The following is a 16,534-nucleotide window of genomic DNA, read 5'->3' on the forward strand; positions in this document are numbered from 1 at the left end:
TCTCAAATTAAGTAACTCTTCTATAAAGAACTCACTTCCACCAATTGTACCATAAAACGTACTAGGTTACCTTTAATTCCCGAAGTAAATTCTAATTTTTGAGCCTTCTTTCACTTTAGCTCCTGCTTCTGGGGACTGTTTAATGACTTTCTCTCCATCTCCGCTTATATCAAGCTTCAAATCGACGAGTTGCGTCTGTAAGTCTTTCTTTTTCATACCAATTAAATTCGGAACTTCCACAGTTGGTGTATCGCCCCATTTATATTCTCTCTCAACTTGTTCTTTTCTCGGTTTCACTCCCATAACAGGAAGTGCATCCCGAAGAATATTCCCAACAATTGGAGCCGCTACTACTCCACCAAATTGCGTTACACCTTTCGGATTATCAACAGCAACATATACAACAATTTCTGGATCATCTGCTGGAGCAAAACCGATAAAAGATACAATATAATTATTCTCTAAATATTTACCATCTTTCACTTTTTGAGCCGTACCTGTTTTTCCACCTACACGATACCCATCAATGAAAGCACCTTTACCAGATCCCTTTGCTACAACATTCTCTAATGCATACCGAACTTTTTCTGAAGTTTCCTTGGAAATAACTTTTCTTTTTGCTACAGGTGTCTTTTTACTTACAACTTGATTGTTTTTCGGATCAATAAATTCTTTAGCTATATACGGTTGATACAATGTCCCACCATTTACAGCCGCTGCTACTGCCGCTACTTGTTGGATTGGCGTAACAGAAACACCTTGACCGAATGAAGTTGTTGCTTGCTCAACTGGACCGACTTTGTCTAAATTAAATAAAATCCCACTACCTTCACCTTGCAGGTCAATTCCGGTTTTTTGTCCAAAGCCAAAATTACGAATGTATTTAAATAATCGGTCTTTACCAAGGCGATCACCCAGTTCAATAAATCCTGGGTTACAAGAGTTTTGAACTACTTCTAAAAACGTTTGGCTACCATGGCCTCCTGCTTTCCAGCATTTCAATCTAGCTCCACCAACTTCAGCTGCTCCATCATCATAAAACGTATCTTTCTCTAAGTCTACTAAATTTTCATTCAAAGCTGCGGCTAACGTAATAATCTTAAATGTTGAACCAGGCTCATACGTACTCCATACTGGTAAATTTCTATTGTACACTTCTGGAGAAACACTTTGAAAATCTGCTGGATCAAAGCTCGGCCGACTCGACATACCTAAAATTTCACCATTTTTCGGATTCATCGCAATCGCAATCATACCATCTGGATTATATGTCGACTCTGCAATATTCATTTCTCTTTCCATAATTCTATTAATACGTGCATCAATTGTTAAGCCTAAATTCAAACCAGCTTCTGGTTTTTTGAAATCATCGCCAACATTAGGCATCCTTTGCCCTTTTGCATCTGCAAAAAAGCGCACATGACCTTCATCACCATTTAGTTCTTTATCATAATATTTTTCTAGTCCCATAAGACCTTGGTTATCACTACCTGCAAACCCTAATACGTGTGATAAAAAGTTGCCAAATGGATAGTACCGGATAGAGTCCTCTGCGATATAAACACCTTTCAAACTTAATCCTCTTACCTCTTTCGCTTTATCATGTGATATTTTCCTTCCGCCTTTATCTAACCTTACAATTGATTCTTTTTTTGTAATTCTCTTATAAATCTCATCTTTTTCCACACCTAATACTGCAGCTAACTTCTCTGCAGTCTCTGCTGGTTTTTCAATTTGCCTCGGTACAACAAAGACAGTTGGAGCACTTTTATTCGTAGCAAGTTCCACACCATTTCGGTCTAAAATCTTCCCACGTTCAGGTTCAAAAGTAATATTACGACTCCATGAATCTTTCGCACGATCCGTTAACATATTCCCAAGAAAAAATTGCACATATCCAAGACGAATATCGATGATAGTGAAAATAAGTATACCTGATATGAGTATAAAAATAAGTCGTTTTCTAACTGTTACATTTGATACACGCATATTGGAACAAGCCTCCCTTACGCCTAGCTTGTTCCAATATATGCTTGTACTTATTTAATTAGAACTTCTTCTCTTTTACCATTACGGCTTTTCTGCTTCTTGTTGTGGTTCAAGTGGCGGTACAAGTGTTACACCTAACTCTGTACCAGGTTGCAACAATGTTCCTTCTGGTACACTTTGTTCGGTTACATATCCGGTACCAGTAGGTTTTAGGTTAAGCTTTAATGTTTTTGCTAAATTCATAACATCACGAAGTGCCCAGCCTTGTATATTCGGCATTGTAGGTTGATCTCCCACTAAGAACACTCGATCACCCTTCAATGTTTGTTCGGTTGCTTTCGGTACTTGTTGCTGCACTTTCCCTTCACCTAATACGATTGGACGAAGTTTTGCTTTATCAATGGCTTTTTTCGCTTCTTCCATCGTTTTTCCCGTTACATCTGGAACAGCAGTTTGCTGCTCTTTCACATATTTCTTCGGATCTTTCACTTCATTAGGCTTAATCTTTAAATACTCTAAACTATTCTTCGTTACATATTTAAAAATATCAGCTAAAGGTTGTGCACCACTCTCATCATCTTTCAATTTTGGCTGTTTAACAGCTACATACACAACAAGTTGCGGATCATCCATAGGTGCCATACCTAAGAACGAGAATATATAATTCTCTCTTCCCGTCATATAGCCTCCTTTTCCATCCGGAATTTGCGCTGTTCCTGTTTTACCACCAACTGAATAGCCATCAACTTTATAAGCAGTTCCTGTTCCTTTCGGCGATGTAACAACGCGTTCTAATAACTGTCTTACTTGCGCTGCTGTCTCTTTTGTCACCGGTTTACCCACTTCTTCTGGCTTATGTTCTAATTTTACTTCCCCTGTTATCGGATCTACAATTTTATCAATTGTATAAGGTTTCATCATTTTTCCATCGTTCGCAATAGCAGTTGCAGCTTGTACAAGCTGAATTGGTGTTACAGTGGAGCCTTGTCCAAAAGCTGTCGTTACTTGCTGTATTTGCTGATCGAATAAAATGGTATTTGAACCTTCACCAGGTAAATCAATATTCGTTTTTTCATCTAATCCGAAAGCATGGATATACTTTCTGAAACGGTCTGGACCAAGTTTTTGATCACCTAAAATAGCAAACGCTACGTTGGAAGAGCGCTCTACCCCTTCATCAAATGTGATAGATCCCCATCCAGCGCCGCCATTATGATCTTTTATTTTGCGGTTCCCGACTTGATATGTACCAGACTGGTAATAATCTTGTCCCTTATACACACCTTCATTAATAGCTGCTGCTAGCGTGAAAATTTTCATGGTTGATCCAGGTTCAAATGCATTTGCAATTGCGTCATTGAAGAAATATTGAATTTGACGATCATTCGGATCATAACTAGGTTTACTAGACATCGCTAATATTTTCCCTGTTTTTGGATCTGCAACAATCCCTATTAAACTTTCTGGGTCATAATGTTTACTTGCAGATTTCATCGCATCTTCTAAATAACTTTGAACACGTTGATCTATCGTTAAATACGTGTTATCTCCGTTTTTAGGTGCCTTTACATTCACTGTTCCACCGTCAAGAGACACACCTTTACGGTCACCTGTATAAGCTACTTTTCCGTTAGAAGCACTTAAATACTTATCTAAACTTTTTTCTAAACCAAATTGTCCCACCGAAGTTCCCTCTTCATTCGGTTTAGCATGACCTATAACGTAAGATGCAAAATCACCGTTCGGATACACTCTTGCATTTTCAGTAATAAAAGATATACCTGGCAATTTCAATGCTTCAATTTGTTCCTTCTGTTCTTTCGTCAAATCTTTACCTAGCGTTCCAAATTCGACTTGACTTTTATCTTTTTTATTTAATGTAGCTAAAATCTTCTCTTCATCTTTTCCGAGTACGCCCGCAATTTTCTTTGCAGTATCCTCTTTATTCTCAACCGGCTTTGCACCTTTTAATTCGGCTACAAGCTTATAAGAGTTTGCATCTTGCGCTAACACATGACCGTTTTGATCATAAATCGTCCCGCGATTTGCTTCGAGAACTCCTGTTTTACTATGTTTTTGCTTAGCAAGTTTATCCAAATCCTGATTATGCACTGTTCCTGTCGCTTGTATGTAAAAAAATCGGGCTAATAACAGCAAAAAGAGCAGGAGGAATAAAATCATAAAATACCCTGCTCCCTTATTGGTATGAAATTTAGTCATATCTCTCTTCATTTTCCCTTCACACCTATTGCCTTATTTGAGGCCTTTCACATTATTCGCATTAATTTCTAGCCCGTGTTTTTTTGCAACTTCAGCGATTCGTTCATAACGACTTAACTTCTCTACTTCAGCCTGTAATTCTTGATTTTCTTTTTGCTGCTGTACAATTTTTTGTTCTATTGTCGCAGCTTCTACATTAACTTGATAAAGGCCTGCTTTATTTCCAATAAACGCTACACAGGCATACAATAAAAAGCCAATAAACGCTACATACAACAGTTTTTCGATTCTTGTAATCTTCGCTTTAGCTTTTGGCTGAACCATCTGCTGTGGGGGCGTTTGAATCTGAACCTCTTCTTGCGCTTGTTGCTTGTACTTTACAGCTAAGTTACTCATACCTCTCTCCCCTTTTTATCGTTTTTCAGCGATTCTCAATTTCGCAGAACGCGCTCGATTATTTTCTTCTAACTCTATATCAGAAGGTAAAATCGGTTTTCTTGTAATAAGCTTTAATTTCGGCTTAAACTCATCAGGAATAATTGGTAATCCTGGTGGCAATTGTGGCGTTGTACTATTTCGCTTAAACGTCGTTTTACAAATACGGTCTTCTAAAGAATGGAATGTTATAACACTAACTCTTCCGCCTGGCTTGACCATCTCAATTGCAGATTCCAACGCTTCTTCAAATACTTTCAATTCATCATTTACCGCAATACGGATCGCTTGGAACACTCGCTTCGCAGGATGTCCTCCCGTTCTACGAGCAGGAGCTGGAATACCCTCTTTAATTAGTTCTACTAATTCCCCTGTCGTTTCAATAGCTTTATTCTCACGATACGCTTCAATTTTTCTTGCTATTTGTTTTGAAAATTTCTCTTCGCCATACTGGAAGAAAATTCTTACAAGTTGTTCATATGACCAACTATTTACAACATCATAGGCTGTTAATGGGGCATCTTGATCCATTCGCATATCTAACGGTGCATCATGATGGTAACTAAAGCCACGCTCTGGTGTATCTAATTGCGGGGATGAAACACCTAAATCAAATAAAATACCGTCTACTTCTGTTATACCTAATTCCTGTAGTTTTTCAGATAGGTAACGGAAATTGCTCTTTACTGTTATGAACTGCTCACCGTATGAAGAGAATTTTTCTTTCGCATTTTGAATTGCTATCTCATCTTGATCAAACGCGATTAATCTTCCGCCTTCAGTTAATTGGGATAATAAATAAGAACTATGTCCTCCTCCCCCCAGTGTACAATCTACATATGTACCACCTGGCTTTATATCTAAGCCATCTACTGTTTCCTTCAAAAGCACTGTTACGTGATTAAACATTGTTGCACCTACTCTTTTTCCAATTAATTATGTTGAATGTATCTCCTCCTCTAAACGTATATCTCACGACTAGAGAACGAAATACTATGAAAGAACGACTCATTTAACTTGCCTACAAAGGCAGCATACTATACAAATCGCTATTTTCTTTTATTATATACTAAATTTTATCATCTTTTGCGGGAATTTAAATAAAAAACTGTCGAAAAAGATAATAATACGTTTACATTTTGTGCTATTTTGTCATATATTTAAGTATCCTGCATAATTACGATATTAGCTTTTTAAAAATTAATAATTCAGAAAAAATTCACTTCACAGTAAATTCAACGGGATAAAAATAAAATCCTGCTCCTAAGAGCAAGATTCTATAGTTTTATAACGTGATGTTTTCCATTCCAAGAAAACGAGTTTTCCATTACACGATCAACGAAATCCAAACCGAACTGATTTAAATAGTAACATACATTCCACACACGCTCTTGTGGCGCTCCCAATGGACGGATTGCAAATTGTATACGACGGAATTTATTTAGTTCCACTTCATGTTTTTTCTCAACATTTCTTTTCAACATTCTTTCCAACAGTTCAATTTGTTCATTAATTTTGAACTCATTTTTCCCTGCAAACGAACTTAATCCAGGATCTATTTTCTTCACAAACTGTTGTAATGACTTATGAATATCAATTATTTCTTTTTTCGCCTCTACAAATCGTTCATCTATCGGTTCCTCTATTTGATTAGATAACCAGTTTTCACGCAACTTATCTACGTTATTTAAAAACGGGTCACTCTCTTGCAATTGCAAATCGTGTAAATCTGTCGCTATATCCCTCTCAATATAAGTGATTGTAATACGAGGAACGACAGGCGGCATCCGGAAACCGATAGTATGGAAGACTTGTTGTAATTCACTCCAGTAAGCTAATTCCCCTGGACCTCCAATAAACGCCAACGTAGGAAATACATACTCTTGCATAAGAGGGCGCGTTACAACATTATTACTAAAGCGCTCTGGGCTTCTTTCCATCTCTTCAATCAATTCCTCATATGAAAAGGAATACGTCCCATCCTTCCCAACAAACTTCCCTTGATTATCTTCAAGCAACACTCGCTCGTTATCAATTTCCATGAATATATGTACTGCATTAGACTTTGTTTCAATAATTGGCTTATACCCTAATTCTTTAATTACTTCCTGTTGGTTATGAAGCCCCTCTTGCACTTCTTTATACTTACTTATAATTTGTTTAAAAAACGGCACTTCTAATTTTCTTAATTCAGGATGATGCGAATCGACAAGAATTAAACCAGAATTTATGAACATTTTCATAATAAGGTGACCAAAGAAATCTACATACGTATTCGATTCCCCTAAAGAATCATCAATAAATTGCAGTACATCCTTTGTAAAATTCGTTTCAGGGTATGTTTTAAAAATTTCTTCAATCCACTTTCTACAGTCTTCCAAAGAAAGCTCAGACTCTGAAGCACTCGCCTTTTTCGGATTACGATCATGAAAAATGGTCTTTTTTATTTTTTTATTCTTCGTTACAAAAGTATGATTAATTTCATCCATATCATGGTCTTCACCAGCAATCCAGAAAACAGGAACAACTTTAACGCCTAAACTTTCTTCCTTTTCCTTCGCAAGCTGTAAAACTGAAATAATTTTATGAATCGTATAAAGTGGTCCAGTTAATAACCCAGCTTGTTGTCCAGCTATAACAACATATGTATCTTCATCTCCAAGCGCTTTTACATTTTGAATTGTAGCTTCTCCCGCTTGTAATTTTGTATTATATTCTAATAAATGCGCTACTAAATCTTGGCGGAAAAACTCCCTCTCACGCAAATCTTGTACACGCTGTTTAAAAGCATCTTCTGTTAACATATAATCAAAACACGACTGTATCTCTTTTTTACCGTTCATATAGTCCGCTACAACACCTTGTTGCGGAACAGAGATTTCTTTTATCTCCATATAATTCTTCCTTTCGTATCCTGTTCTCTCACCAATCCACATTGTAGTCAATGTTTCACGTAAAAGCAAAGAATTACACTTATACTTTTACTTCTAACCCTTTTATTGCATCGAACAAAAATTGAAGTGTCGGAACGGATCGTTGCTGTTTCTTCGCTTCTTCTAATACATATCCAACAATCGCACCAATCTCTGTTTGTCTATTCGCCCTTACATCTGCCAACATAGATGATGTATTATGAGACGTTCTTTCACATACATGACGTACCATTTCCCATACCATTTCTTTTTCTTCTTTAACGAGAAAAACGACCTCCTGGAATACTTGCTCCATCATCTGATTAAAAAACGGGTTCGTAATCAATTCTCCGTTCTTGACCTGTAATAATGCCGTCAATGGATTGATACATACATTCACTACTAATTTTTTGTGCATAACACCCTTCCAATCATCTTCTATTCGAATTGGAAAATGTGGAAAAGGAAAGCAATTAAATATTTTTTCAAAATGTATAGACCGACCGCGCACGATTCCAAACTTCGTTACACCTATCCCTGTATGATAAACGGTATGTCTTTCTTCTTTTTTTGCACCATGCTCTACAATTCCAACTGCAATATTTTCATTCTCTATTTTCTGCATAGCATGAAGGTGTGACATTCCGTTTTGCAAAAAGACTACTGAGGATTTCCCTCGCACAAAAGGTAGTATGTCAGTTATATGATATTGCTTAACAGCAATAAATATATAATCTAGCTGCTGGTCTAGCATACTTTCTATTGGTAATACTGGCGGGAATACCGTTTCACGTTTCCCCTCCCTAATACAAGTTACACCCGTTATATTTAATTCGTCAGCCTGCTTAGCTGTCCTTGTAAACAACGTAACATCTTGATTACTTTTTTGTAAATAAAATGTATACAATAGACCAATAGCTCCTGGTCCCACAACTCCGATTTTCATTTTCACGTAAGGAACTCATCTGAACACGATACACAAGTCCCTTTTTCCCCTCCCCTTTTATTCCTCAAACACTCGATTCGATTCGTGTGGAATCATAATTAACTAAAGATGAACAAATGCCACCTCTTCTTCCAATATGTATAGACTACTTATTACTATGCTTCTACTCTTAGTTTAGCAAATCCTCAAAAAATAATAAAAGAAATACACTATCATCTTCATAAAAGTAAAAAAATGAGTTATAATATTATTATAAATATTTTCACTTTTCTGCATTCAATGAGACAAAAAGGATGTGATGTTATGGGATTCCCAAAAGTTGAGCGCTTGCTCATCAATTATAAAACATTAGACGAGTTTAAAAAATTTAAAGGCTGCGGAGCTCAAGAACTATCCATGTTAGAAGAATTACAAGCAAACATTATTGAAAACAATAGTGAATCTCCATTTTACGGTATTTATTATGGTGGATCACTCATTGCACGTATGAGTCTATACATGAAAAGGAACGGCGGGGAACCATTCGAAATTACAGGTACTTACCTAGAACTTTATAAACTTGAAGTATTACCAACTTTCCAAAAACAAGGATTCGGAGAAATGCTTGTAAATTATGCGAAGGGACTACAGTTCCCAATTAAAACGATCGCACGTATCCATTCAGCTGGTTTTTGGGATAAATTAAATTTCCAACCTGTGTCAGTACCTGATGGTGATTTTTACGTTTGGCACCCAGAAACAAATTTGAATACGGTTACAAACGAAGAGTCTGCATAAGAAATAAAAAAACAGCTACATAGCAGCTGTTTTTTTATTTCTTTAACTTCTCTAATTTCCCATTCGAACGAGCGCTATTTCTTTCCGCTACCATTACACTTCTTTTTTGATCGATATAATCAAGCAATGTTCTATATTCTTCCTCATATACTGATAATCGCTCCAACAGGCTCTCTTTCTCTGTTTGTAACGATTCAATTTGCTGTTGCAACACCACTAAAGAGTTTTCATCTTTATAATTTTGCAAGAAATCAATAACATCATTCAATGTAATTGACGTAGGTTCTAATACCTTCGTCTCTTTCACTTCATAATTTTCCACTTTACGCAGTTGCTTCGCTTCTTCAATACGTTCTTTGTATTGCTTTCTAACGTAAGAATTCCATCTAAAGCCACATGCTGCTGGTGTACGAGATAAATGTCTTCCCACTTCTTTAAAGGCAGATAATTGCGTTCCACCTTCTCGAATATGCCGGAGTACTACTTCTGCCAGAAGCAAATCTTCATCATCAGTCCAAGCATCTTGTCTTGTTGTCGCCATCTCTCTAGTCCTCCCTATGCATTTTTTATTAAACATATGCAGTTACTAGAAAAGATAGAATACAACAAATGAAGAATAAGACAAAAAAAATAAACGTAGAAGATATCTTCTACGTTTATTTTCCCGCAATTACTTGCTGATTACTTCTTTACCTTTGTAAGTACCGCATGCTTTACATACACGGTGAGCTAATTTCGCTTCACCACAGCTTGGGCACTCTACCATACCAGGTACTGATAATTTGAAATGCGTACGACGCTTTCTTTTTACTGTTTTAGAAGTTCTTCTAAAAGGTACAGCCATTCTTCCCACCTCCTTAAAAGAAATAGTTATTTTCATATGAAGGCCTGAACCAGTCTTCCGATTATTTGTCAAAAAACTTTGCAAGTCCTGCCAATCTTGGATCAACAGGCTTTTCTTTGTCTTCTTCCGAAATCACTTGCCAGTCTTGACCTTGCGTCGGTGCTCCACCAGAAACATCATCACTGAAAATTTGCATTGGAATCTCCAAAAGTATATTTTCCTTGATTACGGGCAGTAAGTCAAGTACTTCTCCTTCTAAACAATGAATTTCAGCTTCAGTTTCAAATTCTTCTTGTGAAGTTTGGAACACCTCAGTTGTTTTAATGTCAAATGGTAATGTCACATCTACTAAAGAGCGAGAACATGGTAAAACCATGCTTCCAGTTATATGTAGATGGAACGTAAACTTACCGGAGCCAAAATCAACTCTTCCTGTTACGTGAACAGGATTAATTTCACGAATATCTTTCTCGACCTCTTTTAGCTCACTTACATCTACCATCTCATCCAATGTCAATCCTTTATTTCTCAATTTATTCAATTGATGGATGGACCATTTCATATCATATCACCTCAAGGCAACAAACAAAATTATAGCTAGCCATTTTATATTTGTCAATGTTTTTTCTTTACACTATAATGAAGTCATCATAGTAAATAATATATAGAGTATCACGTTTTTCAAAAAGATGCTACATCGAAAGGAGAGATTACCATAAAAGCAAGTGGTATTGTTGTTGAATATAACCCTTTTCATAACGGTCATGCTTATCATGTGCAACAAACAAAAAAGTTAACACACTCTGATATTACAATCGCTGTTATGAGTGGCCCTTTTTTACAACGTGGTGAGCCAGCACTCGTATCCAAATGGTATCGTACCAAAATGGCCTTAGCATGCGGTGTAGACCTCGTTGTAGAGCTTCCTTATGCCTTTTCAACGCAAAAGGCCGAAACCTTTGCAAATGGCGCTATTTCTATTTTAAACGCCCTACACGTTTCTGAAATTTGTTTCGGCAGTGAAGATGGACAAATCGAAAATTTTTATAACACCATCTCTGTGCAGAAAAATGAAGAAGAGACTTTTAATCGTCTTGTAAAGCAATTTATGAACGCAGGTAATAGTTACGCAAAAGCTACATCTGAAGCTTTCCTACACATTTTATCTTCTGAAAAAAATATAGACATGTCACAACCAAATAACATTTTAGGCTTCCAATACATAAAAGCAATTCTAATGCAAAATAGTTCTATGCAAGCACAAACGATAAAAAGGTTCGCATCTCATTATCATGATGAAACATTTAACGACCAACATATTGCAAGCGCAACAAGTATTCGCAAACAACTTTTTAGTGAAAATAGTTCCTTTACAGAAATTGAGCCTTTCATCCCAAAAGCGACTGCTTCTCTTTTAGCAAGTTATAAACAAAACTACGGGACATTACATAATTGGGAACAATACTTTTCATTTTTTAAATACAAACTTATGACAATGTCTCCAGAAGACTTACGACATATATATGAAATTGAGGAAGGGTTAGAGCATCGTATTTTATCAAAAATACAAACCAGTTCCTCCTTCCATTCATTCATGGAAGCGTTAAAAACGAAACGTTATACGTGGACTAGATTACAAAGAGCTTGTACACATATTTTAACAAATACAACAAAAGAAGAAATACATTGCGCAAATATAGAACAACATGCACCATACATTCGTCTATTAGGCATGTCACAAAAAGGACAAACGTACCTTTCAAAAAACAAGAAAAAAATAGAGCTTCCAATCCTTACCCATACAAAAACATTTGACCATCCTACTTTACACATAGATCGAAAAGCCAATTCTGTATATTTCTCCATCATACAAGAACCATTACGAACACAACTACTAAAACAAGATGCAACACATCACCCAATTCGTTACGATGAAACAACTGCAAAATTCCTATAAAAAATCTCTCTTTTCAGAGAGATTTTTTTATTTCTTGCCCATTTTTTCCAAATACATTAATGCATCATCCAACGTATCAACTGGCACAACTTTCATTTTCGTTTTAATATCTTTCGCAGCCTCAAGTGCATCTTTATAATTCGATTTCTCCGCACCTTTTTCATTTGGTGCAAAGAACACTTCAGCACCAGCATCACTTGCAGCGACTACTTTTTGCTGAATACCGCCAATCGGGCCAATTTCTCCCTTTTCATTAATCGTACCTGTTCCAGCTATTTCATGCCCTCTTGTTAAATCCTCGTCCACCAGCTGATTATATATTTCTAATGTAAACATTAGACCTGCCGATGGTCCTCCTATTTCATGAGAGTCAATTTTCACTTTCGGATCTACCACTAATTCTCTTTCCGTAACGATAGAAACACCTATACCAACACGTCCATTTCCATTCGGAATAGTCTTTACATTTAAATTTTCTTTTAACTGTTTCCCATCCCTCTTGTACTCAATATTTACTGTATCTCCTTCTTTTTTCCCTGTCATATATTCAATAAATTGTTCTGTCTTTTCAAATGTTTTTCCGTCGACGGCAATGATAACATCTCCAAGTTTAAGCTTTCCTTCTGAAGGCATCCCTTTCGCTACACCAGCAACCAACACACCTTTATTTTCAAAAGAAACAGTACGATTTGCACGTTTATAAGCATTATAAATCGCTGCATTTTGCGAATCTTTCATTGCATAATTTTGGCGAAATTGATATTCTTCATCACTTTCACCTTTTTGCAATATTTCTTCCGCTTTTGAAATATGTGTATATTTATTAAACTGTGCCGCTATTAAATTCACTACATTTGCCGGTCCCATTGAAACCGTAACAAGCATAAAATCACCAGATTCTTTTGTTCCTCCCTCAACTTGAACGTAAGGCTCTAATTTTGCAGCCATTCCTGGTTTCGTCACATAATACGGCAGGCGTACGTAAACAAGTAACATTGCCAATATAACCCCTATTAAAATTGCATATATAAACCGAAAACGCTTAAACATTATGTTTCTCCTTCCACTGCTCAATTAATAAATGAATATTTGCAACATGCTTTTCCGCTTCTACCTCTCCAACTCGAATAATGTCTTCAATGTTTGTAAAAGCCCGGGAACTAAATTGTTCTACAGCTGGGCGCATCATTAAATCAGATGCAATTTGCCGATTTATCACAAGCTCATGTTGCATAATTTCAATACTCTGCATAATTACATCATAAATAGACGTAACCTCTCCATTTACTTTAATCGGGGATACATCAACAGCAATGACAATATCGGCACCTAACTCTTTCACAACCGATACTGGGATGCGATCAATCACTCCGCCATCTACCAATAATCGTCCATCTATTTTCTCTGGCACAAACACTCCAGGTACAGAAATACTCGCTCTCACCGCCTCTGCAACTGGACCACTTGTAAAAACAACTTTTTCCCCCTTTAAGATATCAGTAGCCACAACAGCCGTCGGGATATCTAATTCTTCTAAATTTTTATTATATGTAAACATTTTAATCATATCTTTGACACGTTTTCCAGAAATAAATCCCATTTTCGGAACCGTAAAATCTAAATAATATTTCCTCTTAAAAACATTTGCCAGTTTATACAGTCTTTCAACGTTTGAACTAGCGGCATAAAATGTACCTACTAAAGCCCCCATACTACTTCCTGCAATCATATGAATCGGTATATCATTTTCCCTTAAAACCTTTATAACACCAATATGAGCAAAACCTTTTGCGCCCCCAGATCCAAGAGCTAAGCCAATTTTCGGTTCTTTCACTTTTCTCACCCTTTAATTTTTTTCGTTCCTTTTTCATACTTATGGTCTAAATTCACTACGTATCCACGTATACTGAAATGAACGTTTTTTGGGACAAAGGGGGATTTACTTACATGTATGAAAAATGGAAAACGGCTTTCCTTACCATATCAACACTTTTTTTAACCTTTTCTCTTGTACTCCACCCCCAAGCTGCTTTACAAGCTTCCATTCGAGGGTTAAATATATGGTGGGAAGTTGTATTCCCTTCACTTTTACCGTTTTTCATCATTGCCGAACTTCTCATTAGTATTGGTGTTGTAAAATTTATAGGCGTTATATTAGAACCACTTATGCGACCACTTTTCCGCGTTCCAGGAATAGGCGGATTTGTTTGGGCAATGGGAATGGCTTCAGGCTTTCCCGCTGGCGCCAAATTAAGCGCTAGACTGCGCAAAAGCAATCAGCTAACACAAATTGAAGCAGAGCGCCTCGTATCTTTTACAAACTCATCCAATCCACTTTTTATTTTTGGCGCTGTTTCTATCGGTTTTTTCAATAATCCGAAATTAGGAATCGTATTAGCTGCTGCACATTATTTAAGTAATTTTGCTGTCGGGTTACTGATGCGTTTTTACGGCAATAACAACAGTTCCACGCATGATAAACATGTTACTAAAAAACACCCTTTTCAAAACCCTTTTTCAATTCTACACGAGACACGTATGCAAGAAAAAAGACCAATAGGAAAATTACTTGGGGACGCTATCGTTTCTTCTATTCAAACGCTACTTATGATTGGTGGATTTATTATTTTATTCTCTGTTTTAAATAAAATGATTACTGTATTTCATATTACAGCAGCCCTTTCTTTTATTATGCAACATATTTTATCATTCTTCCAACTAACTACTGAATTTAGTATCCCAATATTATCTGGCATGTTTGAAATGACACTTGGAAGCCAAATGATTAGTCAAATAAATGAAACACCCCTCCTGCAGCAAGCTATGGTAACAAGCTTTATTTTAGCATTTAGCGGCCTTTCTATTCAGGCACAAGTCGCTAGCATATTAGCTGAAACAGACATTAGATTTAAGCCCTATTTTTTCGCAAGAATTATCCAAAGTATTCTTGCTCCTATTTTTACTTTTATATTTTGGAAACCATTTTATGAAAAAGTAAGCTCTTTTTCACCTATGCAAAAAGATATCCCTGTCTTTTTATCGAATCATTCTTCTATTCTGCATGAAATTTGGACATCTTTTATACACTACGGACCGATATTTACATTATTTTGTTTACATGTATATGTCATCTTATTATTTTTTCGAAGCAACAAAGAAAAACCCCGTTCACTTTAACGGGGTTTGAAACTTTTCTTTTAAAGCACGTTCTACAACAGGAGGTACAAGATCTACTACACTTCCTCCATATCTCGCAACTTCTTTCACAATGCTCGAGCTTAAAAATGAGTATTGATTGTTTGTCATAATAAAAAAGGTTTCAATGTTTTCATCTAACTTTCGATTCATAGAAGTAATTTGCATCTCATATTCAAAATCAGAAACTGCTCGTAATCCACGTAAAATCGCGTTCGCATTACGCATTTTTGCATACTCAACTAGTAGTCCACTATGTGAATCTACTTTGACATTAGGAATATCCTTTGTTGCTTCTCGAATTAAATCTAAACGCTCTTCCACTGAAAAGAACGGTTTTTTTGACGAGTTGTTTAAAACTACTACGTATACCTCGTCAAATACTTTTGCTCCCCTTTTAATAATATCCAGATGCCCAAGGGTAATTGGATCAAAACTTCCCGAAGAAATAGCTATACTTGTCATTCCGTCCCCTCACCTTCATACTTATAAATCGATATCGCTGTAATACCATAATTTTCAGCTCGCACTTTTACAAGTCTTCCTATAGACTCGGGTAAAACTACATCATTACCATGCTCCGCCATAATTAAACCATCGTTATGTAGCAATCCATGTTGATCCATTACACTAATTAAAGATACAATTTTTTGATCTTTATATGGAGGATCAATTAATATAAGATCAAATGACATTTCACGTTTTATAAGTGCTTTTATCGCACGTTCTGCATCATTCCGATATACTTCAGCTTGTTCCTGTATTCTACAACTTTCTAAATTTTGATGGATTACCTTTATCGCTTTATTGTCTCGATCAACAAAAATCGCTTTATCAATCCCTCTACTTATAGCTTCGATTCCAAGACCACCGCTACCACCAAATAAATCAAGAGCGACACCCCCATCAAAATAAGGGCCTATCATATTAAAAATGGATTCTTTTACTTTATCAGTCGTTGGACGTGTTGTATTACCTGGCACCGCTTTAAGTGGGTGTCCTTTACATTTTCCTGAAACTACTCTCATCTGTTGTCACTACCTTTATTTCAATCTATCGAGCAATTATAGAAAGCCCTTCTCCATTCGGTAACCGCTACCAAACTTTACGATTCCATTCATCTTCCAACGAAGACTAGAAGAACTTAGCTTAAAATAACCGCTCTGCATTTTTATGTATTCATCTCACCATTCGCTAACACGAACTATTCGTTTCACTTTATCTTTTTTATCCTATCATAAAATAAAAAAAAGAAAAAT

16 protein-coding genes are annotated in these 16,534 nt (G+C 36.3%); 3 read left to right on the forward strand and 13 right to left on the reverse strand.

Annotation, left to right across the window (positions count from 1 at the left end):
* Positions 1–72: 72 nt before the first annotated feature.
* From RTP99_RS08690 to panE, 6 genes are all read right to left on the reverse strand, one after another.
* Positions 73–1,989 (reverse strand): stage V sporulation protein D, encoded by a 1,917-nt coding sequence (locus tag RTP99_RS08690; protein WP_001266225.1) that lies wholly within the window; start codon positions 1,987–1,989, stop codon positions 73–75.
* Between the two features lie 81 nt (positions 1,990–2,070).
* Positions 2,071–4,221 (reverse strand): penicillin-binding protein, encoded by a 2,151-nt coding sequence (locus RTP99_RS08695; protein WP_011040611.1) that lies wholly within the window; start codon positions 4,219–4,221, stop codon positions 2,071–2,073.
* Positions 4,222–4,242: 21 nt separating this feature from the next.
* Positions 4,243–4,605 carry a cell division protein FtsL gene (gene ftsL / locus RTP99_RS08700; RefSeq protein WP_000067081.1) on the reverse strand — a complete coding sequence of 121 codons (363 nt, stop codon included), beginning with the start codon at positions 4,603–4,605 and terminating at the stop codon, positions 4,243–4,245.
* Between the two features lie 15 nt (positions 4,606–4,620).
* Positions 4,621–5,553: a 16S rRNA (cytosine(1402)-N(4))-methyltransferase RsmH gene (gene rsmH / locus RTP99_RS08705; protein WP_000481789.1), complete on the reverse strand. Its 933-nt coding sequence runs from the start codon at positions 5,551–5,553 to the stop codon at positions 4,621–4,623.
* A 368-nt stretch (positions 5,554–5,921) separates the two neighbouring features.
* Complete coding sequence (gene bshC, locus RTP99_RS08710) at positions 5,922–7,538, reverse strand: bacillithiol biosynthesis cysteine-adding enzyme BshC (RefSeq protein ID WP_000403055.1); 1,617 nt, start codon at positions 7,536–7,538, stop codon at positions 5,922–5,924.
* 79 nt (positions 7,539–7,617) lie between these two features.
* A complete protein-coding gene (gene panE / locus RTP99_RS08715) occupies positions 7,618–8,508 on the reverse strand; it encodes a 2-dehydropantoate 2-reductase (protein WP_000782390.1) in 891 nt (296 codons plus the stop codon).
* A 297-nt stretch (positions 8,509–8,805) separates the two neighbouring features.
* Here panE and RTP99_RS08720 point away from each other — a divergent pair, with 297 nt between their 5' ends.
* Entirely contained in the window at positions 8,806–9,279 is a 474-nt protein-coding gene (locus RTP99_RS08720) for an N-acetyltransferase (RefSeq protein ID WP_000506708.1), read from the forward strand.
* A gap of 34 nt (positions 9,280–9,313) precedes the next feature.
* Here the strand turns inward: RTP99_RS08720 and RTP99_RS08725 are convergent, their stop codons facing one another.
* The 3 genes from RTP99_RS08725 to RTP99_RS08735 form a co-directional block, all read right to left on the reverse strand.
* On the reverse strand, positions 9,314–9,820 hold the full coding sequence (locus RTP99_RS08725; RefSeq protein ID WP_000246478.1) for an RsfA family transcriptional regulator: 507 nt from the start codon (positions 9,818–9,820) through the stop codon (positions 9,314–9,316).
* Between the two features lie 129 nt (positions 9,821–9,949).
* On the reverse strand, positions 9,950–10,123 hold the full coding sequence (rpmF, locus tag RTP99_RS08730) for a 50S ribosomal protein L32 (RefSeq protein WP_001984764.1): 174 nt from the start codon (positions 10,121–10,123) through the stop codon (positions 9,950–9,952).
* 61 nt (positions 10,124–10,184) lie between these two features.
* Positions 10,185–10,685, reverse strand: coding sequence for a YceD family protein (locus RTP99_RS08735; RefSeq protein ID WP_000872145.1), 501 nt, complete (start codon positions 10,683–10,685; stop codon positions 10,185–10,187).
* A gap of 213 nt (positions 10,686–10,898) precedes the next feature.
* On the opposite strand from RTP99_RS08735, the gene RTP99_RS08740 reads away from it, so the two are divergent.
* Positions 10,899–12,080 (forward strand): nucleotidyltransferase, encoded by a 1,182-nt coding sequence (locus RTP99_RS08740; protein ID WP_001187903.1) that lies wholly within the window; start codon positions 10,899–10,901, stop codon positions 12,078–12,080.
* 27 nt (positions 12,081–12,107) lie between these two features.
* Here RTP99_RS08740 and RTP99_RS08745 read toward each other — a convergent pair whose 3' ends face one another.
* On the reverse strand, positions 12,108–13,130 hold the full coding sequence (locus RTP99_RS08745; protein WP_000476300.1) for a SepM family pheromone-processing serine protease: 1,023 nt from the start codon (positions 13,128–13,130) through the stop codon (positions 12,108–12,110).
* Positions 13,123–13,914: a patatin-like phospholipase family protein gene (locus tag RTP99_RS08750; RefSeq protein ID WP_000662598.1), complete on the reverse strand. Its 792-nt coding sequence runs from the start codon at positions 13,912–13,914 to the stop codon at positions 13,123–13,125. Before RTP99_RS08750 ends, RTP99_RS08745 begins: the two co-directional genes overlap by 8 nt.
* A 113-nt stretch (positions 13,915–14,027) precedes the next feature.
* Here RTP99_RS08750 and ylbJ point away from each other — a divergent pair, with 113 nt between their 5' ends.
* Positions 14,028–15,257 (forward strand): sporulation integral membrane protein YlbJ, encoded by a 1,230-nt coding sequence (gene ylbJ, locus RTP99_RS08755; protein WP_000273095.1) that lies wholly within the window; start codon positions 14,028–14,030, stop codon positions 15,255–15,257.
* Here ylbJ and coaD read toward each other — a convergent pair.
* Both coaD and rsmD read right to left on the reverse strand, forming a co-directional pair.
* Entirely contained in the window at positions 15,249–15,740 is a 492-nt protein-coding gene (gene coaD / locus RTP99_RS08760) for a pantetheine-phosphate adenylyltransferase (RefSeq protein WP_000200598.1), read from the reverse strand. The two genes, ylbJ and coaD, sit on opposite strands and share 9 nt — an antisense overlap.
* Positions 15,737–16,303, reverse strand: a complete 567-nt coding sequence (rsmD, locus tag RTP99_RS08765) for a 16S rRNA (guanine(966)-N(2))-methyltransferase RsmD (RefSeq protein WP_001266989.1) — start codon at positions 16,301–16,303, stop codon at positions 15,737–15,739. The genes coaD and rsmD overlap by 4 nt, the downstream gene beginning before the upstream one ends.
* Positions 16,304–16,534 lie beyond the last annotated feature (231 nt).

Origin of the sequence: Bacillus sp. (in: firmicutes), assembly GCF_031983925.1 — a bacterium.
Classification (GTDB): domain Bacteria; phylum Bacillota; class Bacilli; order Bacillales; family Bacillaceae_G; genus Bacillus_A; species Bacillus_A pacificus.